Origin of the sequence: Mesorhizobium sp. M0140 (assembly GCF_040322475.1) — a bacterium.
Classification (GTDB): Bacteria; Pseudomonadota; Alphaproteobacteria; order Rhizobiales; family Rhizobiaceae; genus Mesorhizobium.
The window spans coordinates 1-21,512 of record NZ_JAMYTM010000056.1 but is presented as its reverse complement, the minus strand read 5'-3'; the positions used below and the strand labels follow the sequence as shown (position 1 = coordinate 21,512).

Annotated in this window: 19 protein-coding genes and 1 pseudogene; 11 read left to right on the top strand and 9 right to left on the bottom strand. The window is 63.3% G+C overall.

What is annotated here, in order from left to right; genetic code table 11:
* Nucleotides 1–156 precede the first annotated feature (156 nt).
* The 3 genes from NKJ37_RS31045 to NKJ37_RS31035 all read right to left on the bottom strand — a co-directional run bounded on the left by NKJ37_RS31045 (nt 157) and on the right by NKJ37_RS31035 (nt 4,028).
* Nucleotides 157–1,002, bottom strand: a complete 846-nt coding sequence (locus NKJ37_RS31045) for an aldo/keto reductase (protein WP_128302888.1) — start codon at nt 1,000–1,002, stop codon at nt 157–159.
* A gap of 86 nt (nt 1,003–1,088) precedes the next feature.
* A complete protein-coding gene (copM, locus tag NKJ37_RS31040) occupies nt 1,089–1,481 on the bottom strand; it encodes a CopM family metallochaperone (protein ID WP_128302887.1) in 393 nt (130 codons plus the stop codon).
* Nucleotides 1,482–1,523: 42 nt separating this feature from the next.
* On the bottom strand, nt 1,524–4,028 hold the full coding sequence (locus tag NKJ37_RS31035) for a heavy metal translocating P-type ATPase (RefSeq protein ID WP_352776355.1): 2,505 nt from the start codon (nt 4,026–4,028) through the stop codon (nt 1,524–1,526).
* A 187-nt stretch (nt 4,029–4,215) separates the two neighbouring features.
* Here NKJ37_RS31035 and NKJ37_RS31030 point away from each other — a divergent pair, with 187 nt between their 5' ends.
* From NKJ37_RS31030 to murJ, 3 genes are all read left to right on the top strand, one after another.
* On the top strand, nt 4,216–5,034 hold the full coding sequence (locus NKJ37_RS31030; protein WP_128302885.1) for a glycosyltransferase family 25 protein: 819 nt from the start codon (nt 4,216–4,218) through the stop codon (nt 5,032–5,034).
* Between the two features lie 78 nt (nt 5,035–5,112).
* Nucleotides 5,113–7,914, top strand: a complete 2,802-nt coding sequence (locus NKJ37_RS31025) for a [protein-PII] uridylyltransferase (protein WP_352776354.1) — start codon at nt 5,113–5,115, stop codon at nt 7,912–7,914.
* Nucleotides 7,915–7,960: 46 nt separating this feature from the next.
* Complete coding sequence (gene murJ / locus NKJ37_RS31020; protein ID WP_023811635.1) at nt 7,961–9,559, top strand: murein biosynthesis integral membrane protein MurJ; 1,599 nt, start codon at nt 7,961–7,963, stop codon at nt 9,557–9,559.
* Between the two features lie 61 nt (nt 9,560–9,620).
* Here murJ and NKJ37_RS31015 read toward each other — a convergent pair whose 3' ends face one another.
* Nucleotides 9,621–9,818 (bottom strand): hypothetical protein, encoded by a 198-nt coding sequence (locus tag NKJ37_RS31015; protein WP_050592693.1) that lies wholly within the window; start codon nt 9,816–9,818, stop codon nt 9,621–9,623.
* Between the two features lie 546 nt (nt 9,819–10,364).
* Here NKJ37_RS31015 and trpS point away from each other — a divergent pair.
* The 3 genes from trpS (at nt 10,365) to NKJ37_RS31000 (ending at nt 12,743) form a co-directional block, all read left to right on the top strand.
* Nucleotides 10,365–11,432, top strand: coding sequence for a tryptophan--tRNA ligase (gene trpS / locus NKJ37_RS31010; protein ID WP_023811632.1), 1,068 nt, complete (start codon nt 10,365–10,367; stop codon nt 11,430–11,432).
* 93 nt (nt 11,433–11,525) lie between these two features.
* Nucleotides 11,526–12,017, top strand: coding sequence for a universal stress protein (locus NKJ37_RS31005; RefSeq protein WP_013528063.1), 492 nt, complete (start codon nt 11,526–11,528; stop codon nt 12,015–12,017).
* Between the two features lie 156 nt (nt 12,018–12,173).
* Nucleotides 12,174–12,743, top strand: coding sequence for a NifU family protein (locus NKJ37_RS31000; RefSeq protein WP_023811631.1), 570 nt, complete (start codon nt 12,174–12,176; stop codon nt 12,741–12,743).
* A gap of 113 nt (nt 12,744–12,856) precedes the next feature.
* Here the strand turns inward: NKJ37_RS31000 and NKJ37_RS30995 are convergent, their stop codons facing one another.
* Nucleotides 12,857–13,474: a L,D-transpeptidase gene (locus NKJ37_RS30995; protein ID WP_013528066.1), complete on the bottom strand. Its 618-nt coding sequence runs from the start codon at nt 13,472–13,474 to the stop codon at nt 12,857–12,859.
* A gap of 226 nt (nt 13,475–13,700) precedes the next feature.
* Between NKJ37_RS30995 and cueR the strand changes: the two genes are divergently transcribed.
* The 5 genes and pseudogenes from cueR to NKJ37_RS30970 all read left to right on the top strand — a co-directional run bounded on the left by cueR (nt 13,701) and on the right by NKJ37_RS30970 (nt 17,005).
* A complete protein-coding gene (gene cueR, locus NKJ37_RS30990) occupies nt 13,701–14,123 on the top strand; it encodes a Cu(I)-responsive transcriptional regulator (protein ID WP_023811630.1) in 423 nt (140 codons plus the stop codon).
* Nucleotides 14,124–14,182: 59 nt separating this feature from the next.
* Nucleotides 14,183–14,614, top strand: a complete 432-nt coding sequence (locus NKJ37_RS30985; protein ID WP_352776352.1) for an OsmC family protein — start codon at nt 14,183–14,185, stop codon at nt 14,612–14,614.
* 950 nt (nt 14,615–15,564) lie between these two features.
* Nucleotides 15,565–15,896 (top strand): annotated as a pseudogene (locus NKJ37_RS30980) (SMR family transporter).
* Between the two features lie 326 nt (nt 15,897–16,222).
* Nucleotides 16,223–16,411, top strand: a complete 189-nt coding sequence (locus tag NKJ37_RS30975) for a hypothetical protein (protein WP_127289952.1) — start codon at nt 16,223–16,225, stop codon at nt 16,409–16,411.
* 93 nt (nt 16,412–16,504) lie between these two features.
* Complete coding sequence (locus tag NKJ37_RS30970) at nt 16,505–17,005, top strand: MmcB family DNA repair protein (RefSeq protein WP_023811626.1); 501 nt, start codon at nt 16,505–16,507, stop codon at nt 17,003–17,005.
* Between the two features lie 16 nt (nt 17,006–17,021).
* On the opposite strand, the gene nhaA is transcribed toward NKJ37_RS30970, so the two are convergent.
* The 4 genes from nhaA to NKJ37_RS30950 all read right to left on the bottom strand — a co-directional run.
* Complete coding sequence (nhaA, locus tag NKJ37_RS30965) at nt 17,022–18,230, bottom strand: Na+/H+ antiporter NhaA (protein WP_023811625.1); 1,209 nt, start codon at nt 18,228–18,230, stop codon at nt 17,022–17,024.
* A 63-nt stretch (nt 18,231–18,293) separates the two neighbouring features.
* On the bottom strand, nt 18,294–18,857 hold the full coding sequence (locus NKJ37_RS30960; protein WP_013528072.1) for an ActR/PrrA/RegA family redox response regulator transcription factor: 564 nt from the start codon (nt 18,855–18,857) through the stop codon (nt 18,294–18,296).
* 85 nt (nt 18,858–18,942) lie between these two features.
* Nucleotides 18,943–20,274 carry an ActS/PrrB/RegB family redox-sensitive histidine kinase gene (locus NKJ37_RS30955; protein WP_032909257.1) on the bottom strand — a complete coding sequence of 444 codons (1,332 nt, stop codon included), beginning with the start codon at nt 20,272–20,274 and terminating at the stop codon, nt 18,943–18,945.
* Nucleotides 20,275–20,390: 116 nt separating this feature from the next.
* On the bottom strand, nt 20,391–21,512 hold a 1,122-nt coding region (locus NKJ37_RS30950), incomplete at its 5' end, for an ATP-dependent helicase C-terminal domain-containing protein (protein WP_502902038.1).

Sequence of the window (21,512 nt, the reverse complement as noted above, 5' to 3'; positions counted from 1 at the left end):
TCGACCTCAACCTCTGCAGACGATAAGTGACAAAACTGTTCGCGATGTCCTCGCACACCTGTTCGCGATGTCTCCGGTCCAAACACCCCCTTGCGGGGGAGATGTCCGGCAGGACAGAGGGGGGTGTGACGGAACGGGCCTTCGCTATCTGCGCGCCTAAATCATCTCCAGCCCGCGTTTGCGCGTCGGTGGCGGAAAGCCACGGTCGAGATCGGCGATGTCCTGAGGCGTAAGCTTGATGTCGAGCGCGGCGACATTCTGGCGGACGTGCTCCTGGCTGCTGGCCTTCGGAATGGCGATGACGCCGGCCTGATGCATCACCCAGGCCAAGGCGATCTGGGCGGCCGTGGCGTTGTGGCGGGCGGCGACGGCGTCGAGCCTGGCATTGCGCGCCAGCGCGCCCTGCTCGACCGGCGAATAGGCCATCAAGGGAATGTTGCGCTGCCGGCTCCAACGCGCCAGGTCGAATTCGAGGCCACGCCGGACCAGATTGTAGAGCACCTGGTTGGCCTGGACACTGCCGCCATCGGGCAAGGAGGTCAGCTCTTCCATCTCGTCGGTGTCGAAATTGCTGACGCCCCAGTGGCGGATCTTGCCGGCCTTTTTCAGGGCCTCGAAGGCCGCGACGGTTTCCGTCAATGGCACGCTGCCGGGCCAATGCAGCAGATAGAGATCGATGCGGTCGGTGCGCAGGCGTTTCAGGCTGTTTTCGCAGGCGCGCTGCACGCCCGCGCGCGAAGCATTTGATGGCAGAACTTTCGAAACCAGGAAGGTCTCGTCGCGGCGCCCGGCAATGGCTTCGGCCACCACCTCCTCGGCGCCGCCGCTGGCATACATTTCGGCGGTGTCGATCAGTGTGATGCCGAGGTCGAGGCCGAGCTTGAGGGCGTTGACCTCAGAGGTGCGGCGATTGTTATTCTCGCCCATCTTCCATGTGCCCTGGCCAAGCACCTGAACTGCTTCGCCAGAGGGCAGTTTGGTGGTTCTGATGGTCGATGGCATGGCGGGCTCCAGTTGGGGCTGGATCGCATCATAGGCTGGACGAGAAATCCAGAGGCGTTCTCGCCGCGCTGGCTATGGCTGAAGACTTACTTCACCGGATGGGCGGCGAGCCAGGCCTGCATCTGCTTGATCTCGGCTTCCTGCGCGGCGATGACGCCTTCGGCGAGCTTGCGGATTTCCGGGTCCTTGCCATTGGCAAGTTCGACCTTGGCCATGTCGATCGCACCCTGATGGTGCGGGATCATGCCTCTGACGAAATCGACGTCGGCATTGCCGGTATAGTCGGACGCCATCATGTCGGCATGCATCTTGTCCATCGCCGCCTTGTAGCCTTCGGTCGAAGGGCTGGTCGCATCCGCCGCCATAGCGCCCATGTCGTGTTTCATTTCCTCACTCTGCGCCGGAACGCTTTCGAGGAAGACGGCAACCAGCATTCCGGCCGCCATCAGCAGCAGCACGAGTTTTTTGGCCAAGGTCATTCATGGTCTCCTGTTGAGTGGTTTCGTATTTGGGGGCTTGGATCAGAGTTTCAATGTTCTCAGCCGCAATGCGTTTGCGATCACCGACACCGAAGACAGACTCATCGCCGCGGCCGCCAGCATCGGCGACAGAAGCGTGCCGGTGAGCGGATAGAGCACGCCGGCGGCGACCGGCACGCCCAGCACATTGTAGAGGAAGGCGAAGAACAGATTCTGACGGATGTTGCGGATCGTCGCCTGCGCCAGCGTGCGGGCGCGCACGATACCGTTGAGGTCGCCCTTGACCAGAGTGATACCGGCGCTTTCGACGGCGACATCGGCGCCGGTGCCCATGGCGATGCCGACATCGGCGGCGGCAAGGGCCGGTGCGTCGTTGACGCCGTCCCCGGCCATGGCAACGCCGGCGCCTTTTGCGCGCAGTTCCTCGACAAGGGCTGCCTTCTGTTCCGGCAGCAGGCCGGCGCGGACCTCGTCGATGCCGAGGCTTCTGGCGATCGCGTTGGCCGTGCGTTCATTGTCGCCGGTTGCCATGATGATCCGCAAGCCGCTTTCATGCAGCGCCTTGATCGCCTCGGCCGTCGTTGCCTTGATAGGGTCGGCGACGGCGACGATGCCGGCCAGTTTTTTGTCGACAGCGACGAACATCGCCGTCTTGCCTTCGAGTTGCAACGCCTCGGCCTTGGCCGAGATGGATGCGATGTCGACGCCAAGGTCGGCCATCATCGCGGCATTGCCGAGCGCGACCGTCTTTCCCGAGACCGAACCGGACACGCCCTTGCCGGTGACCGCCTCGAAGGCGCTGGCCTCGGCAACTGTCACGCCGCGCGTAGCGGCGCCGTCGACGATGGCTTCAGCCAGCGGATGCTCCGACCCCTTCTCCAGACCGGCGGCAAGCGCCAGCAATTCCTCCTCGGAAAAACCGTTTGCCGCAACGACATCGGTCAGCTTCGGCCGGCCTTCGGTCAGCGTCCCCGTCTTGTCGACGATCAGCGTGTCGACGGAAGCGAAGCGTTCGAGTGCTGCGGCCTCCTTGATCAGCACACCGGCATGCGCTCCGCGCCCGGTGGCGGTCATGATCGACATCGGCGTGGCAAGGCCGAGCGCACAGGGGCAAGCGATAATCAGCACCGACACCGCCGAGACGATGGCAAAGATCAGGCTGGGCTCGGGTCCAAACACGGCCCAGGCGGTGAAAGCGACAATCGCGACAAGGACGACGGCCGGGACAAAGTAGAAAGAAACGCGATCGGCCAACCCTTGAATCGGGGCGCGCGAGCGCTGCGCCTTGGCGACGAGCTCGACGATGCGCGCCAGCGTCGTCTCGGCGCCAACCTTCTCAGCGCGCATGATCAGCGCACCATTCTTGTTGAGCGTGCCGCCGGTCAGCGCATCGCCCTCGACCTTCTCGACCGGCAACGGCTCGCCCGTGATCATCGATTCGTCGATCGAGGACCGCCCTTCCAGCACCGTGCCATCGACCGGCACGGCGTCACCGGGGCGTATGCGCAGGCGATCGCCGGCCTTGACGGCGTCGAGGGGCACGTCGTTTTCGGAACCATCGGCGGCAATCAGCCGCGCGGTCTTCGGCGCCAGATCGAGCAAGGCGCGGATCGCCGAACCGGTCTTTTCACGGGCGCGCAGCTCCAGCACCTGACCAAGGAAGACCAGCGCAACGATGACGGCGGCAGCCTCGAAATAGACGGGCACCGCACCGCCATGGCCGCGGAACTGATGCGGGAAAATGTCCGGAAACAGCGTGGCGACGACGCTGTAGAGATAGGCAGCGCCAACGCCGAGCGAGATCAGCGTCCACATGTTGGGGCTGCGGTTGACCAGCGAGTCCCAGCCGCGGTGGAAGAAGGGAAAGGCGGCCCAAAGCACCACCGGACTTGCCAGGACCAGTTCGATCCAGACCTTTGTCCGGTCCTCGACCAGGCCTTCAAACATCAAGCCGATCATGGGCGCCATTGCGATGATCAGAAGGGGGACCGAAAGGACAGCGCTCACCCAAAACCGCCTGGTGAAATCGACCAGCTCGGGATTTGGCCCTTCATCGCCCGTCGGCACGCCCATCGGCTCCAGCGCCATGCCACAGATCGGGCAGGATCCTGGCTTGTCGCGGATGATTTCGGGATGCATCGGGCAGGTGTATTGCGTGCCTTTGGGCATCGGCTGCGGTGCCGGCCTGTCGCCGAGATATTTTTGCGGCTCCGCCTCGAATTTCGCCTGGCAGGCGGCCGAGCAGAAGTAAAAGCCCTGGCCTTCGTGGCGGGCAAAGTGCCTGGCTGTCGCGCGATCGACGCTCATACCGCAGACCGGATCGGTGGCCGTCAGGAATTTTTCCGGCTCGGCGACGAATTTCGTGCGGCAGCCCTGGCTGCAGAAATGATAGGGATGGCCATCATGCTCGGTCGTCGGCTTGCCGGCGACCGGATCGACAGTCATGCCGCAGACCGGATCGCGGACGACGCTCTTCGTGGTGGGCACGGCGCCTTGTGTCGAGCAGCAGCTACTATGCGCGTGATGATCGTGATCGGAATGCGTCATTCGAAAATGCCTTGATTTATCGGCGTGTGACGTGGAGATAGGGCTTCCAGTAACTGGAAGGTCAAGGGCTGTTTCGACTTTTCTTCTCCGGTCCACGGCGCGTCCATCCTCCCCCAGAAAAAGTCTCACGCGGCAACACCACGCCTGCTAGAGAGCGAGCGTCCCGGGGGTGAGATTTTCTTTGGCAATGAAGCGTCTGGTCATCAATCTCGATCGGTCTCCCGATCGCCTTGCCCGTGTGACGGCGGAGTTTGCCCGCATCGGCGTCCCGTTCGAACGCGTTCAGGCCATCGACGCACGGGATCGGCCGGACCTGGACCAGCTGCCGCAAAATGTCGGATATCGGAACAGGCTGCCATTGACTGACGGCGAGATCGCCTGCCTGCTCAGTCACCGGGCCTGCTGGGCCGCCATAGCGCAAGGCGACGCTCGCTACGGGGCAATCTTCGAGGACGACATCGTCTTTGCCGCGAAAGCCGGCGCATTGCTTCGCGACAGCAACTGGATTCCAGCCGATGCCGAAGTCGTCAAGCTCGAAAGCTATTTTTGCAAGACCGTGATCCGACGCAAGCGCATTGACATCGGTCACGGCTTTTCCACATCCAAACTCGACGCTGGACATATAGGAACCGCCGGCTACATCATCTCCAGGCAAACCGCGCTCGACCTGATCAAGGCCACCGAGGAGATCGGCATCGCTGTCGACGACCTTGTCTTCAACCCCGAGTTTTCGGTTTTGCGAGGCGAGACAATCTATCAGCTTGTTCCTGCGCTCTGCGCGCAAGATCAGTTCCTTGGCGACAGGGCGCTCCAATTGCCAAGCCTGCTCAGGGAAAAGCGGGATATCCAGTGCGCCGCCGGGACCGGGAAACGCAGAAAGACAGCCATAGCGAAGGTCAAAGCCGAGGCTCGGCGGATAGGCAAGCGCATTGTCGATTTCTGTCGACTGAAGCGGAGAATGGTTATTCCATTTACTTATCCGAGCCAAAGCTCAACCGGGTCTTGAACCGGCTTTCAACGCCCCATACCCAGCGCCACGAAAACGCGCTATAGACGCCGCCGAACGGCAAGGCCGACTGGATATATGGCAAGAATCTCCCTGAAGCTCGACGAATTGATCGACGGCGAAGCCTTGCGCCGCGAGATGACCGCGCTGACCTCGGCCACGGCGGATGATGGCTCAGGGCAGGCCGCGCGCAATGGCGTGCTCCAACTGCTCAAGGGACGACTGGCGGAAGGGCGCGCCATTGCCGAACGAATGCTGATGGACGATGGCGGCGGCAGCGCCTGCGCGGCGCGGCTGTCGCATCTCATGGACGAGATCATCCGGGCGCTTTACGATTTCGCCGTCACCCATGTCTACCGGGTCAAGAACCCGTCCTCGGCGGAGCGCATGGCCGTCGTCGCTGTCGGCGGCTACGGCCGTGGAACGCTGGCGCCCGGATCCGACATCGACCTTCTGTTCCTGCTGCCCTACAAGCAGACGCCGTGGGGCGAACAGACAGTCGAATACATGCTCTACATGCTGTGGGACCTGGGGCTGAAGGTCGGCCACGCCACCCGTAACATCGACGAATGCCTGCGCCTGTCGCGCACCGATGTCACCATTCGCACCTCGATCCTCGAAGCACGTTTCCTGTGGGGCGAGGAAAAGCTCTATGATGAACTGATGCTGCGGTTCGATCATGAGGTGGTGCGCACGACCGGCCCCGAATATGTCCAGGCCAAGCTTGCCGAACGCGATGACCGCCATGCCAAGGCCGGCGAAAGCCGCTATCTGGTCGAGCCCAACGTCAAGGACGGCAAGGGCGGCCTGCGCGACCTGCAGACGCTGTTCTGGATCGGCAAATATTTCTATCGGGTGCGTACCGGCGAGGAACTGGTCGACAAGGGCGTCTTCACCGAGGGCGAATACCGCGAGTTCCAGAAGGCGGAGGATTTCCTGTGGGCGGTACGCTGCCACATGCATTTCCTCACCGGCAAGGCCGAAGAGCGGTTGCATTTCGACATCCAGCGCGAGATCGCCGAACGGCTCGGCTACACCACACACCCCGGCCTGTCGGCGGTCGAGCGCTTCATGAAGCACTACTTCCTCGTTGCCAAGGACGTCGGCGACCTGACCCGCATCTTCTGCGCGGCGCTCGAGGAGGAGCAGGCCAAGCACGTTCCTGGCTTCAACCGCATCTTCCTGACTTTCTCCAGGCGCAAACGCAAGCTGGCCGGCACCTCCGATTTCATTGTCGACAACCACCGCATCAACATCGCCGACGACCAGGTGTTCGAGCGCGATCCGGTCAATCTGCTCAGGCTGTTCTGGTTCGCCGACAAGCACGGTCTGGAATTCCACCCTGACGCGCTCAAGCTGCTGACCCGTTCGCTCGGCCTGGTCAACAAGTCGCTGCGGCGCGACGAGGAGGCCAACCGGCTGTTCCTCGACATATTGACCTCGGATCGCAATGCCGAACTCAATCTGCGTCGCATGAACGAAGCCGGACTGCTCGGCAAGCTGATCCCGGATTTCGGCAAGATCGTCGCCATGATGCAGTTCTCGATGTACCACCACTACACGGTGGACGAGCATCTGATCCGCTGCATCGGCGTGCTGGCCGAGATCGAGCGCGGCGACGGCGAAAAGGTCCACCCCCTCTCGCACACGCTGATGCCGAGCCTGAAGAAGAGCCGCGAAGCGCTCTATGTCGCCGTACTGCTGCACGACATCGCCAAGGGCAGGCCGGAGGACCATTCCGAGGCGGGGGCCAGGATCGCCCGTCGGATCTGCCCGCATATGGGGCTGTCGCCTGCCGATACCGAAACCGTGGCCTGGCTGGTCGAGAACCACCTCGTGATGTCGATGACGGCGCAGACCCGCGACCTCAACGACCGCAAGACCATCGAGGATTTTGCCGCGATCGTGCAGTCGGTCGAGCGGCTGAAGCTGCTTTTGATCCTCACCGTCTGCGACATCAGGGGCGTCGGACCCGGTGTCTGGAACGGCTGGAAGGGCCAGCTGCTGCGCACGCTCTACTACGAGACCGAATTGCTGCTGACCGGCGGGTTTTCGGAAGTGTCGCGCGCGCAGCGCACGGCGGCGGCGCGCGAGCGCCTGGCCGAGGCGCTTGCCGACTGGCCGGACAAGGCCCGCAAGCGCTATGTCGGCCAACACTACGAGAATTACCTTTTGACCGTCGATCTCGCAGACCAGTTGCGCCATGCCGAGTTCATCCGCGAAGCGGACGTGTCAGGCAACAAGCTTGCCACCATGGTCAAGACCCACCAGTTCGAGGCGGTGACCGAAATCACCGTGCTGGCGCAGGACCACCCCCGCCTGCTCTCTGTCATCGCCGGGGCTTGCGCCGGAGCCGGCGGCAACATTGTCGACGCGCAGATCTTCACGACGTCGGATGGCCGCGCGCTCGACACGATCCTGATCAGCAGAGAATTCGATCGCGACGAGGACGAGCGCCGGCGCGCCGAACGTGTCGGCCGGCTGATCGAGGACGTGCTGTCGGGCAAGAGCTGGCTGCCGGAAATGATCGAGAAGCGCACCAAGCCGCGGCGCGGCTCCAAGGTGTTCAAGATCCCACCGCGTGCCGAAATCCGCAACACGCTGTCGAACCGTTTTTCGGTCATCGAGGTCGAGGGCCTCGACCGGCCGGGACTGCTGTCGGAGATCACCGGAACGCTTTCCGACCTGTCGCTCGACATCGCATCGGCCCACATCACCACCTTCGGCGAAAAGGTCATCGACACTTTCTATGTCACCGATCTCACTGGCCAGAAGATAGATAGCCCGGCCCGCATCGCCACCATCCGCAATCGGCTGATGGCAACGCTCGAAGGCATCGTGCCCGAACGCGGCGGCAAGCCCAGGGCGGCGGCCGAGTGACAACGACCATCACTTTGTCCCAATTGCGCAGGCAGTTCCCAAAAGCATGAGCCTCGTCAAGAAATTCGCAACGGTCGCTTCCGGCACGCTGATGAGCCGCGCGCTCGGTTTCGGCCGCGAGATGCTGATGGCTGCTGCACTCGGTACCGGACCGGTTGCCGATGCCTTCAACGCCGCTTTCCAGTTTCCCAACACCTTTCGCCGGCTGTTTGCCGAGGGGGCCTTCAACGCCGCCTTCGTGCCGCTGTTCGCCAAGGAGATCGAGACCCACGGTACCGAAGGCGCCAAGCGCTTTTCCGAGGAAGTGTTCGGCGTGCTGTTCACGGCGCTGCTGGCGCTGACGATCATCATGGAACTGTCGATGCCGCTGATCGTGCGCTATCTGGTGGCGCCGGGTTTTGCCGGCACGCCGGGGAAGTTCGACACCACGGTGACGCTGGCAACGATCATGTTTCCCTATCTGATCTGCATGTCGCTGGGCGCGATGATGGCGGGCATGCTGAATTCGCTGCGCCGCTATTTCGCCGCCGCGGTGGCCCCGGTGTTCCTCAACATCATCCTGATCGGCGTGCTCGCCTATGCCTGGTACAAGGGCTCGGATGCCCTCACCGTCGGCTACGGGCTGTCCTGGGGCGTGCTTGCCGCCGGACTGGTGCAACTGGCGATCGTCTGGGTGGCGGTGCGCCACGCCGGCATCTCGATCGGCTTCCGCCGGCCGAAAATGACGCCCGCGGTCAAGCGGCTGCTGATCCTGGCGCTGCCGGCGGCCATCACCGGCGGCATCACCCAGATCAACCAGCTGATCGGCACGGCGATCGCCTCGGCACAGAACAGCGCGGTGTCCTCGCTCGCCTATGCCGACCGCATCTACCAGTTGCCGCTCGGCGTGGTCGGTGTTGCGGTGGCGATCGTGCTGTTGCCCGAACTGTCGCGGGCGCTGAAGTCGGGCAATCTGATCGAGGCGGCCAATCTGCAGAACCGCTCGGTCGAGTTCACGCTGTTCCTGACCTTGCCGGCAGCCGCGGCACTCTGGGTGATGTCTGAGCCGATCGTGCGGCTGGTCTATGAGCGCGGCGCGTTCGCCGCCAACGGATCGACGCCGACGGTGGCGGCGATCCTGGCGATCTTCGGCCTCGGCCTGCCGGCCTTCGTGCTGATCAAGGCGTTCACCCCAGGCTATTTCGCCCGCGAGGACACGCGCACGCCGATGATCTTTGCCGCCATCTCGGTGGCGGTGAACGTCACCACGGCGCTGACGCTGTTTCCACGGATGGGGGCGCCCGGCATTGCGGTGGCCTCGGCCGTCGCCGGCTGGGTCAACGCGGTGATGCTGCTCGGCGTCTTGATCCGGCGCGGCCATTGGGGCCGCGACGTACCGCTGATGAAGCGCATTCCACGTCTGGTGCTGTCCGCCGTGGTGATGGGCGCTGCGCTCTATTTTGCCGAACACTGGTTCGCCATCAGGCTTGGGCCGGGCTCGCCGCTGGTGGTCAAGGCGGCGACGCTGCTGTCGCTGGTTGCCGGTGGGGCGCTGCTTTATTTCATCACCGCGTTTGCCACCGGCGGCGCCGATTTCGGGATGATCCGGCGCAATGTCGGACGGAAAGGATCGCCGCCGACTAGGGAACAGTCTCCAGATCCGTGAGCCGGAATTTATTGCAATGTCCCACCCCTCATTGCGACGATAGCGGCTGCTTCGACAAACATTAGTCTTCTCCAGACAATTCGTCGTAGACGGAGGGTGGCAAGGTGTTGCGCGCCTGCCCCCTCAGTTCAATTCCGAGTTCGGCCCGAAGCCGTGCCGCGGTCTCCAGCGGCGTCTCGCGGCTGCGCCTGCGCTGCAGTGCCTCTTGCATACCGACCACGCCGGCGGGGCGCTTCTGACCTTCAGATCCGGTGGGCATTCAAGGCGTCTCCTCCAAGGTCGCTATGTAATGCACCCGGCTGCCGCTCGCGTACATGATGAAGTGCTTGTTGCCAAAGCGGTCGTTTTTGACAGTGAGCGACGTAGCGAAGCGCGGAGCGTTTCGTGGCAATGGGGTCGTGGCGACGGGTGGCAGATGGCTCGCGGCTAGCCGCGATAGAAGCACGACTAATTGCCCTTCGGCCAGCGACTTCTCTGGGATGGAATCCTCCCATTGATCGGGCGCCCCGTGGCGTACAATCTTCCAAACTCGCGCCAAGTCTCCGGCCCCTGCTTTCCGCGAAGCATATAGGTGCTTTTGCATATTTCAAATTTCAAACTGAGACACTCCCGGTTTCTTGTCTCTGTTCCTTGTAGTCTGCTCCAAGGCCCAATGGCCTCTTGATCCTCTCACCGCTCTCGTCCATAAGCGCGCCGTCGCAACACTTTCGCCGCGCGCGGTTTCCAGCCGCGTGATTGGCTCCGAAAAGTCTGCAACTTTTCGGAATCACACTTATACGGCCCTCCACAAGCCATGAGGACAATCATGACCGCCTTCAAGCCACTCGTCTTTTCCGGTGTCCAGCCGACCGGCAATCTGCACCTCGGCAACTATCTCGGCGCCATCAAGAAATTCGTCGCCCTGCAGGACACCTCCGATTGCATCTATTGCGTCGTCGACCTGCATTCGCTGACAGCTCAACTCGTTCATGAAGACCTAGCCGACCAGACGCGGTCGATCACCGCTGCGTTCCTGGCCTCGGGCATCGACCCGAAGAAGCACATCGTCTTCAATCAGTCGCGGGTCATGCAGCATGCGGAGCTCGCCTGGATCTTCAATTGCGTGGCGCGCATCGGCTGGATGAACCGCATGACGCAGTTCAAGGACAAGGCCGGCAAGGACCGCGAGAACGCGTCGCTCGGCCTGCTAGCCTATCCTTCGCTGATGGCTGCCGACATCCTGCTCTACCGTGCCACCCACGTGCCGGTGGGCGAGGACCAAAAGCAGCATCTGGAACTCACACGCGACATCGCGCAGAAATTCAACAACGACTTCTCCGACCGCATCGCGGCCCTTGGCATCGGCGTCGAGATGCAGGTCGGCGAAGAGACCGTGAACGGCTATTTCCCGCTGACCGAGCCGGTCATCGGTGGACCGGCGGCGCGCATCATGTCGCTGCGCGACGGCTCCAAGAAAATGTCCAAATCGGACCCGTCGGATTTGTCGCGCATCAACCTGACCGACGATGCCGATGACATCTCGAAGAAGATTCGCAAGGCCAAAACCGACCCGGAAGCGTTGCCGAGCGAGCTGGACGGCCTGGCCGGCCGGCCCGAGGCGGAGAACCTGGTCGGCATCTATGCGGGTCTCGCCGAGATGTCGAAGGCGGATGTACTCAAGGAATTCGCCGGCCAGCAGTTTTCCGTGTTCAAGCCGGCCTTGGCCGATCTTGCAGTGGAAAAACTGGCGCCGATCGCCAGCGAGATGCGCCGCATTTCGGATGACCGCGCCTATGTCGACGCGGTGCTCAAGGATGGCGGCGAGCGCGCCGGCGTGCTGGCCGAAGCGACGATGAAGACGGTGCGCGACATTATCGGCCTGCTGCAGGGCTGATCGCGACATCGGGTGCACTGGCACAAGGCCGGCGGCTTGCCGCCGGTCCCCCGCAGTGGCAGATTGCGGCCGCACGACACCGAGTAGATAGACATGGTCTCCAAACGCCTCAGCCGCGAAGCCGGCCATCGCAGGAAATTCCTGACGATCATCGACGACACGCCGGAATGCGAGCGCGCCGTCGCCTATGCCTCGAAACGGGCGCAGAGCACCAGCGGCACGCTGGTGCTGCTCTATGTCATCGTGCCGGACGATTTCCAGCATTGGCTGGGTGTCGAGAAGATCATGCGCGAGGAAGCCAACGCCACGGCGCGCGCCGCACTCGACAGCTATGCCAACAAGGTGCGCCAGAAGCTCGGCATCGAGCCCGAGATGGTGGTGCGCGAAGGCAAGCCGACGGAAGAGATCCACAAATTGATCGAGGAAGACCAGGACATCGCCATCCTGGTGCTGGCCGCCGGTGCGGGCAAGGAAGGCCCGGGGCCGCTGGTCGGCGCCGTGGCCGGCAAGGGTGCCGCCTTCCCGATCCCGGTGACTGTCGTGCCGCAGAACCTGTCGGACGAGGAAATAGACAGCCTGGCCTGAGATTTTGCTCTTCAGGTGATGCCGCTCCGATTTTGGGCGCGAAAAAACATTCCGCCAGCCAGCCGTTCCGGCGATGCGTTTCGCTTGAATGTCCATCCAATTGAGCCTATTTAGAATTGTTCCAAACTAGATGCCCAAACGGGCACGGAGACGGCCATGTTCATCCAGACCGAATCGACGCCAAACCCGGCGACGCTGAAATTCCTGCCCGGCAAGGAAGTGCTTCTGGAAGGCACCGCCGATTTCCGCGATGCCGACAGCGCCGCCGTCGCCTCGCCGCTGGCCGGCCGGCTGTTCGAAATTCCTGGCGTCACCGGCGTTTTCTTCGGCTATGACTTCATCACCGTGACCAAGGATGGCCCCGACTGGCAGCATCTGAAGCCGGCGATCCTCGGCGCCATCATGGAGCATTTCATGTCCGGCGCGCCTGTCATGGCCAAGGCTGGCCCGGCCGCAGAGACCAGCCAGACCGGTGAGTTCTACGACAAGGCCGACGAGGAGCTGGTCATCACCATCAAGGAACTGCTCGATACACGGGTGCGCCCGGCGGTCGCCCAGGATGGAGGCGACATCACCTTCCGCGGCTTCGAGAACGGCACGGTGTTCCTGCACATGAAGGGCGCCTGCGCCGGCTGCCCGTCCTCGACGGCGACGCTGAAGCACGGCATCCAGAACCTTCTGCGCCATTTCGTGCCGGAAGTGCAGCAGGTCGAGCAGGTCTCGTAGAGACCTCCTTCTCGAGGCATTAGAGGCAAACAACAAAAAACCGGGCCGAATTGCCCGGTTTTCTGCTTGGGACGTCCGTTGTTGCCTAGACGGTCCGCGTACGAAAACTGCCTCTAGAGAACGATGACCTTGGCGCCGACCGAGGCGCGGTCATAGAGGTCGATAATGTCCTGATTCATTAGGCGGATGCAGCCAGACGACATAGCCTTGCCGATCGAATTCCATTCCGGGCTGCCATGCAGGCGATAGCCCGAATCGCCGCCCTTGTTGAACAGGTACATGGCGCGCGCGCCGAGCGGGTTCTTCAGGCCCGGCTCCATGCCGCCGGCAAACTTTTCCAATTCCGGCTGGCGCTGGATCATCTGCCTCGGCGGTGTCCAGGTCGGCCATTCGCGCTTGAGCGCAATGTGGGCGGTGCCATGCCACTCGAAGCCCTCGCGGCCGACGCCGATGCCGTAGCGAATGGCCCTGCCGTCGCCCTCGATGAAGTAGAGGAACTTGTTCTGCGTATCGACTATGATCGTGCCCGGCTTTTCCGGGCTGTCGTAGTTCACTTCCTGCCGATGGTACTTCATCGGCACTTTCTCGATCGGGATCCGCGGCAGCTGATAACCGGCGTCGGTGACCGCGCCGTAGTCGTTGGAGAAGATCTGCGAGCCGATGGTGCTGCAACCGGCGATAGCAGTGGAGAGCGCCAGTGCGGCGATGATTGCAAACGACTTCATGCGCATCAGGTGATCCGGTGCCCCGCCCAACTTCGGCGGCACGAGTCGGCCGCTCTCTCATCGTCATTCATGCTGGCATTTGCTTTGCTTGCCAAGCGCGCGATGCCTATATGCCTGCCTTGACGTACCGGTAAGCGTATCACTATGGCATTTTGGCAACAGGACTCACAGGATTGTGAAGCAAATTCAAGGGGCCTGCTCCATGGGCTCCTGGAAATCGAGGAGAACCGTCATGAATGTCGGTGACGCCGCCCACCGCTCCGGCCTGCCGGCCAAGACTATCCGCTACTATGAAGAGATCGGCCTGATCGCCCCGGCGCGGGCCGCCAACGGCTACCGCGATTATTCCGGAGACGACATCCATCGGCTGGCCTTCCTGCGCCGCGCGCGCAATCTGGGCTTTTCCATCGACGATTGCCGCCAGTTGATGGCGCTTTACCAGGATCGCAGCCGCGCCAGCCACAACGTGCGCGAAATCGCCGCCGCCCATGTCACGGCGATCGAGGAGAAAGTGCGCGAGTTGCAGTCGATGCGCTCGACGCTGCAGAAACTGATCCATGCCTGCCACGGCGACGAAAGGCCGGATTGTCCGATCCTTGATGACATGGCGGGAGCGGCGTTGCTCAGCGACAGGGGCACCTCTGCGGCTGCATAATGACCCTACGTCGACGAGGCCCGACGCCTGGTCGACTCCTGCCGGGAGGACGTCCACAAATGGTCTCGATGAGCGTCGAACTGCGCAATATGGGGGGCACGCAGGCGGCCATGGGCTGGGCCGGCGGCCACACGATCATCGTCGACCGGCCCGAAGGCAAGGCCGGCGGCATGGGCCTGGGCTTCAATGGCGGCCAGCTGCTCGCCCTGGCGATCGGCGGCTACTTCTGCAACGACCTTCGCTACGTTGCCGAGAAAATGGGCATAACGCTCAACAAGATCGCCGTGACCGTGACGCTGAACCTCGAAGGCAAGCCTTTGCTCGCGACTTCGTCAACCATGACGGTTTCCTGCACGACGCTGGACGGCTCCGACCCGGCGGAGATCATCACAAGGGCCGCGGCGATTTCCACGGTCAGCAACTCCCTGCGCCAGGGCGTGCCGGTGAGCATCGAAACGGACGCAACGGCGACCGGCTTGTCGGAGGAATGATCCCCGGGAACAGGCGCATTTGGCCGCGTGGATTGTCAGAGATCGCTAAATAGGCCCACCGCCGGCACAGCAGAGCGATTGATCCAATTTTCTTCGGCATCTGGGCGCGTCAATCTGACGCGCTATGTCTTCCCTTGTTGCAATGATCAACGATGGAGATTGGCATGGATCGGCGATTGTTTCTGACTAGAATGCTTGGGCTGGCAGGGGCTGCGACCGTCGTCGCAATCGCGCGTCCTGCCACCGCCTTGGCCGGCATCCCCAATACGGGGCCGGGCATTCTCGATGAGCTCGACAAACCGTCCGACGACATTCTCGACCCGGATGGTCCCGATGTCCAGGACGGCGTCGAGTTCGTGCGGCACCGCAGGTGGCACCGCCGCCGTCGTCGACGCGGGTGGAGGCGGGTTTGCCGTCGCTATTGGCGCCACGGTTCCTGGCGCCGCAGGTGTTTCCGCAGATCCTTCTGGATCCACTTCTGACGAGACCTGCAACGCGAAGGTCCCGGAGTCCGCCGGCGCCTTCGCTATCGCTGCAGGCTTGAACCCAATCGGTAAAAAAGGCCCGCCGCCCCTCGGCAGCGGGCAGGTCCTGGAGTGCCGGGGGATCAACCCGGCATGGGTCAACGAGCGGGTCACCGGTTGGTTGCAGGGATCGGCCCGGTAGCCTTCCTTTGGGTGGACCGCCACCGGGCCTGACCGGAGCGGGGTATATTGGGGGAGCCCCGGCTGCTTCGAAAATATCACCTTTCACTTATATTCGCTCTAGCTAATTAACAGGAGCGACGCAGCCCGGAGTGTAGCTGGATGGGCCTCATCGGACAGGCGCGCGCCCTTGCAATCGACGAGACTCTGCGCCGCTCGCGGCGAGGCACGATCACGGGAAAGTGAACGTGACGCCATCGTAGCGTTCTGATCATTAGATGCCTCCCGCCACTGGAGGTTCATCGAATGCCAGCTTATGCCATTCTTGCCCTGGCTATTGTCGGTGAGGTCATCGCGACCAGCGCGATGAGGCCTCGGAAGGCTTCACCAGGCTTGGCCCGTCGATGTTGGTGCTGCTCGGTTACGCCACGGCGTTTTTCTTTCTGTCCCAGGTGCTGGACCGCATACCGGTCGGCGTTGCCTATGCAGTATGGGCGGGCGGCGGCATTGTTCTGGTCGCGCTGGTCGCTTGGATTGTCTACGGGCAACGGCCCGACGTGGCAGGTTTTGTCGGCATGGGCCTGATCTTGGCTGGAGTGCTGGTTTTAAACCTGCTGTCCAAAACGGGCGTTCATTGAGGTCCGACAACTACACGATCGCCTACATAAAGGCGGTTATATATTTGACAGGCCTAACGCCAAAATGGCCGGCGCAGGTTGCCGGATGAATGATGATCCGCGCCGGCCACTGCGGCTTCTTTGAGGGGTTGCCGCCTGCCGGGAGCTAGAGCGCGCGAATTGGCCGGCAATTGAGGCCCAGCCGCTTGGTTAAAAATGTACAGTGAATCCTTATTGAAGCCACCTCACAGCGTATTAAAATCCCAAGGTCACCGGCTACGGGTTAACGGCGCACCGGTGATTGAGAGTAACGCTAAGCTCCCGCCCTTATGGATGGGAGGTTGGCCATGTCTCAGTTCGATAGCTCGGTATCGGCTTTTGACTGCGATATTTTGCGCAGCGCGTTCATAAAAATCGTCATCCAGAAGAACATTCCAGAGGACAAATGGCGGGCCGAGGCCGAGCTTTTGATCCGGGAGTATACGGATAGCGACGACATTGAGCCCGGTTTAGCGGAATGGATCGCGCGGAAGTAGCCCGCGATGAAAGAGTGGAAGCCCGACGATTACCTGAAAGCGCCCACATAAAACAGGTTCAAACCGTGAACAGAATCTGGCATGGTGCCTGGCATGCCGATCATCTCCCCCATCCCCATCAATCCTCTCATCGACGGCCGCCAGTCCGAACGCGCCATGCTGGTGCGGCGCGGCGTACAGCGGCTGCTCATGGATATGGGCGCACATGTGTTGCCCGAGCTGTCGCTGGCCACGGGCCGCCGCGCCGACCTCGTCGCGCTGACCCGGCAGGGCGATATCTGGATAATCGAGATCAAATCCTCGATCGAGGATTTCAGGGTCGACCGCAAATGGCCCGACTACCGGCTGCATTCCGACCGCTTCTTCTTCGCCACCCATCCCGGCGTGCCCTCGGAAATCTTTCCGCAGGAATGCGGCTTCATCCTTTCCGACGGCTATGGCGCCGAGATCCTGCGCGATGCGCCCGAGCACCGCATGGCAGCGGCAACGCGCAAGGCGCTGATGCTGCGGGTCGCGCGGGCCGGCGCTTCGCGGCTGCTGGCGGCAGAGCTTGCCGGCGTGTCGGTGCCGGCGCTGGAGGGTGAGAGCGAGTAACGGCCCGTCCTTCAGTCTATGACCGGCTCTGCTCTTCATCGTCCTCCACGCCACCCTTGGCGGGCGCCATGAGCAGCACGGCAGCACCCAGAATGGCGGCGATGAAGGAGCCGGCGAGGATGCCGACCTTGACCGCGTCCTGCAGCGCCACGTCGCCGGCGAAGGCGAGCAGGCCGATGAACAGGCTCATGGTGAAGCCGATGCCGCACAGCAGCGATATGCCGATCATGTGCGTCCAGCCGGCATTGGCGGGCAGGTCGGCAAGACCGAGCCGGATCGCAAGTGCCGAGGAGCCGAACACGCCGACCAGCTTGCCAACCACCAGGCCGGCGGCGACACCCAGCGTCAACGGCTCGATCAGCGCACTGACGCTGAGGCCGGCCAGCGAAACGCCGGCATTGGCAAAGCCGAAGATCGGGATGACGACGAAGGCCACAATCTTGTGCAGGCCGTGCTCGAGCCGGTGCAGCGGCGAATGGTCGAGATCGTGGCCGATGCCGGCGGAGCGCTCAAGCGGGATGGTCAGCGCCAGCGCCACGCCGGCGAGCGTGGCATGGACGCCGGATTTCAGCACCAGCATCCACAAGATGACGCCGAGCACGAGATAGGGAACCAGCGTCATCACCCGCATGCGGTTGAGCACGACAAGCGCGGCAATGACGGCGAAGGCAGCACCCAGATAAGCCAGCGACAGGCCGCTGGTGTAGAAGATGGCGATGATGATGACGGCACCGAGGTCGTCGATGATCGCCAGTGCTGTGAGGAACACCTTCAGCGAAGCCGGCACGCGGCTGCCGAGCAGCGACAGCACGCCGAGCGCGAAAGCGATGTCGGTGGCGGTCGGGATCGCCCAGCCGGACAGGGCGGCCGCATTGTCGCGGTTGACGGCCACATAGACGAGTGCGGGAACCACCATGCCGCCGGCGGCTGCAATGCCGGGCAGCACGCGCCGGGGCCAGGTGGAGAGCTGGCCGTCCAGCATCTCGCGCTTGATCTCCAGTCCGACGAGCAGGAAGAACACCGCCATCAGCCCGTCATTGACCCAATGCGAGACGCTGAGCGGGCCGAGATAGGCGTGGAGCGCGGAGAAATAGGTTTCGGCGAGCGGCGAATTGGCGACGATCAGGGCCAGTGCCGCCGCCACCATCAGGATGATGCCGCCAGCCGCTTCACTATCGAGGAATTCGCGGAAGACGGAAACCGGCCGATGCTTCAAGTCCTGCATGTCGCCTCCGTCATGCCGTCTGTTTTGGCGGGCTTCGATCCCGCAAGATGGGAAACGGCGGCCTTAACGCGGCGCCCGCTTGGCCAGTATGCGCTGCAAGGTGCGTCGGTGCATGTTGAGCCGGCGCGCTGTCTCGGAGACGTTGCGCTCGCACATCTCATAGACGCGCTGGATATGCTCCCATCGAACGCGGTCGGCTGACATCGGGTTTTCCGGCGGCGCCGCGCGCTCGCCGGCGGTGCGGGTGAGTGCCGCGAAGATATCATCGGCGTCGGCGGGCTTGGAGAGATAATCGACCGCACCGAGCTTCACCGCGGTCACCGCGGTGGCGATGTTGCCGTAGCCGGTCAGGATGATGGTGCGGGAATCCTCGCGCTTTTCGCGGATGGCCGCGACCACGTCGAGGCCGTTGCCGTCGCCGAGCCGCATGTCGACCACGGCGTAGGCGGGTGGATTGGCGCGCGCCTTGGCAACCGCCTCCTCGACGCTCTCGGCCGTCTCGACCACGAAGCCCCTGGCTTCCATGGCGCGGGCCAGACGCGTGAGGAACGGCTTGTCGTCATCGACGACAAGCAGCGAGGTGTCCTCGCCTTCAACCATTGCGCCAATATTCTCGTCGCCTGTCATAGTCTCAAAATTCCTGCTGCCTTAATTTTACGCAAATATAGTTCCTGAGCCTCCTTGTCCAATTTTTAGAGGTCCTTCAAGGCTCTCAGGCGGTGTCGAACATGCTGGCCGAAGTGATTTCCGGATTGAGGAACACACCACGCGGCCACGATATCTGGACCATGGCGCCCTCGCCCAGGCCGCTCGAATTGCGGAAATCGAGCACGGCACCAGAGCGTTCGAGCAGGGTCTTGGCGATGAACAGGCCGAGGCCCAGACCGCCGCCTGTTTCATTGCCTTGGCGCGTCGACATATAGGGCTCGCCGATGCGGTCGATGATCTCGGCTGGAAAGCCGGGGCCGTCATCGATGATCGAGAAGGTGACGATGGCCTCGTCCCAACTCCAGCGCACGGTTACGCTTTTGCGGGCAAAATCGACGGCGTTCTCGACCAGGTTGCCGAGGCCGTAGATGACGCCCGGATTGCGTCGCCCGACCGGCTCGGGGCCGATGCGTTCGCCGGGCCGAAGCTTGATCGAGATGCCGAAGTCCCGGTGCGGCGCGGTGACCTCCTCGACCAGCGAAGTCAGTGGCAATCGCGAAAGATGCGCCTCGCCCTCGGAGGACAGGCTGGTCAGCCGCTTGAGAATCTCGCGGCAACGCTCGCTCTGCGAACGCAACAGCGTCACATCTTCCCCGTATTTCGGATCCTTGCCGAGCGCCTTTTCCATCTCCTTGGCGACAAGCGCGATGGTGGCGAGCGGCGTGCCGAGCTCGTGCGCGGCCGCGGCGGCCAGCCCGTCGAGTGCCGAAAGGTGCTGCTCGCGCTGCAGCACGAGCTCGGTTGCGGCGAGCGCATTGGCCAGAAGCCGGGCTTCGGCGGCCACCCGGAAGGCGTATATGGCGGTGAAGGCGATCGAGGACAGCACCGCCATCCACATGCCGGCGACATAGAGAAAAGGCATCGCCAGCGGCGCGTCCTCATGCCAGGGCAGCGGCAGATGGACAAAGACCAGAAAGGTCGCCGCCGACATGACCAGCCCGCCGAGGATGGCGGTCAGGCGCAGGGGCAGCGATGTCGCCGAAATGACGACAGGCACGGTCATCAGCAGCGAGAACGGGTTGGTGAGGCCGCCGGTCATGTAGAGCAGGCCGGCAAGCTGCAGGCTGTCGAAGATGAGGATGCCGAAGGCCGCAAGCGGCGTGAGCCGGTGCGCTGCCGGAAAGCGAAAGGCGAGAAACAGGTTCATCCAGGCCGAACAGGCGATTAGGGCAAAGCAGAGGCTGACCGGCAGTGGAAACTTCAGCCCATAGGCGACGACGAGCACCGTCAGGCTCTGACCGACAATGGCAAGCCAGCGCAACCGGATCAGCGTGTTGAGGCGCAGTCTCTGGCTCTGCTGGAAATCGGGCGAACGCAAAACGTTGATCATGGCCATGAATTACAGCCGCGAAGCGCTGAAGGCTAGGTCCCGCCCCAATCCGAGGAGTCGGATGGGGCTCTACTTCTTGTTTGAGCATGACCTTTCCAAAAACCGGTTTCCACTTTTTGGGATCATGCTCTGGGTTTTGCGCGGGCGGTGGCGGTCGCGAGCAGCGGGTTTTCCGGCCAGACGTGCTTGGGATAACGGCCGCGCATATCGGCGCGCACATCGGCCCAGGAGCCGCGCCAGAAGCCGGGCAGGTCGCGCGTCGTCTGGATTGGCCGGTGCGCCGGCGACAGGAGTTCGAGCGTCAGCGGCACACTGCCATTGGCGATGGCGGGATGGCGGTCGAGGCCGAACAGCTCCTGCACGCGAATCGCCAGCACCGGCCATTCGCCGTCATAGCGGATCGGCACATGGCTGCCCGACGGGGCATCGAAATGGGTCGGCGCCAGCGTATCGATCCTGCGCTGCAGATCATGCGGCACGAGGCTGGCCAGCCCGGCCGAGACAACGCCCGCATCTATGGCGGCAAACGATGCCGCGCCGGACAGGTAAGGCAGCAGCCAGTCATTGAGGCGCGCGATGAGAGCAGCATCCTCCATATCGGGCCAAGGCGCGCCAAGGCCGCGATGCAGCCAGCCAAGCCGCTGGCGCAGCGTTTGCGCCTCCTTGCTCCAATTCAGCAGCGACAGCCCGTGCTGGCGCACCGCATCGAGGACGGCGCGGTCGGCGTCGGGCCCCGTTGGCGGCGGCAGCATGCGTTCGGCGAGCGTGATGGCGCCAAGGCGCACGGTTTCACGCACACGCACGGCGCGCTTGTCGCGGTCGAAGCTCGTTTCGCGGCGGACCTCGATCCTGTCCGCCAGCGCAGCGCGGACATCGTCCTCGCCGATCGCCGCCGCCGCCGTGATGCGCGCATTCTGTGCCTTGCCCTGCAGGTCGGCGACGACCAGAAACGGCTCGCCCGCCAGCGGATCGCCGGCGTCGAGCATGGCGCCGGAGCCGTTGGCCAGCACGAAACGACCACGCTCGCCACGCGCCTTCGCCACCCGATCCGGCCAGGCGTGGACGAGCAGGGGACCGGCTGACTTACCCTCCCCCTTGTGGGGAGGGTCGGCGAGCGCGCCTTGCGCCGCAAGGCGCGGGAGCCGGGGTGGGGGTGCCGCGCTCGGGCGGGGGGGGCGCCCCCCCGCCGGGGGGGGGGGGGGGGGCCGCCCCCCCGGGGGGGGGGGGGGGGGGGGGGGGGGGGG

Coding starts and splice junctions, on each gene's coding strand:
- NKJ37_RS31045 (WP_128302888.1), bottom strand. CDS start 1,002: ATGCCATCGACCATCAGAACCACCAAACTGCCCTCTGGCGAAGCAGTT.
- copM (WP_128302887.1), bottom strand. CDS start 1,481: ATGACCTTGGCCAAAAAACTCGTGCTGCTGCTGATGGCGGCCGGAATG.
- NKJ37_RS31035 (WP_352776355.1), bottom strand. CDS start 4,028: ATGACGCATTCCGATCACGATCATCACGCGCATAGTAGCTGCTGCTCG.
- NKJ37_RS31030 (WP_128302885.1), top strand. CDS start 4,216: ATGAAGCGTCTGGTCATCAATCTCGATCGGTCTCCCGATCGCCTTGCC.
- NKJ37_RS31025 (WP_352776354.1), top strand. CDS start 5,113: ATGGCAAGAATCTCCCTGAAGCTCGACGAATTGATCGACGGCGAAGCC.
- murJ (WP_023811635.1), top strand. CDS start 7,961: ATGAGCCTCGTCAAGAAATTCGCAACGGTCGCTTCCGGCACGCTGATG.
- NKJ37_RS31015 (WP_050592693.1), bottom strand. CDS start 9,818: ATGCCCACCGGATCTGAAGGTCAGAAGCGCCCCGCCGGCGTGGTCGGT.
- trpS (WP_023811632.1), top strand. CDS start 10,365: ATGACCGCCTTCAAGCCACTCGTCTTTTCCGGTGTCCAGCCGACCGGC.
- NKJ37_RS31005 (WP_013528063.1), top strand. CDS start 11,526: ATGGTCTCCAAACGCCTCAGCCGCGAAGCCGGCCATCGCAGGAAATTC.
- NKJ37_RS31000 (WP_023811631.1), top strand. CDS start 12,174: ATGTTCATCCAGACCGAATCGACGCCAAACCCGGCGACGCTGAAATTC.
- NKJ37_RS30995 (WP_013528066.1), bottom strand. CDS start 13,474: ATGCGCATGAAGTCGTTTGCAATCATCGCCGCACTGGCGCTCTCCACT.
- cueR (WP_023811630.1), top strand. CDS start 13,701: ATGAATGTCGGTGACGCCGCCCACCGCTCCGGCCTGCCGGCCAAGACT.
- NKJ37_RS30985 (WP_352776352.1), top strand. CDS start 14,183: ATGGTCTCGATGAGCGTCGAACTGCGCAATATGGGGGGCACGCAGGCG.
- NKJ37_RS30975 (WP_127289952.1), top strand. CDS start 16,223: ATGTCTCAGTTCGATAGCTCGGTATCGGCTTTTGACTGCGATATTTTG.
- NKJ37_RS30970 (WP_023811626.1), top strand. CDS start 16,505: ATGCCGATCATCTCCCCCATCCCCATCAATCCTCTCATCGACGGCCGC.
- nhaA (WP_023811625.1), bottom strand. CDS start 18,230: ATGCAGGACTTGAAGCATCGGCCGGTTTCCGTCTTCCGCGAATTCCTC.
- NKJ37_RS30960 (WP_013528072.1), bottom strand. CDS start 18,857: ATGACAGGCGACGAGAATATTGGCGCAATGGTTGAAGGCGAGGACACC.
- NKJ37_RS30955 (WP_032909257.1), bottom strand. CDS start 20,274: ATGGCCATGATCAACGTTTTGCGTTCGCCCGATTTCCAGCAGAGCCAG.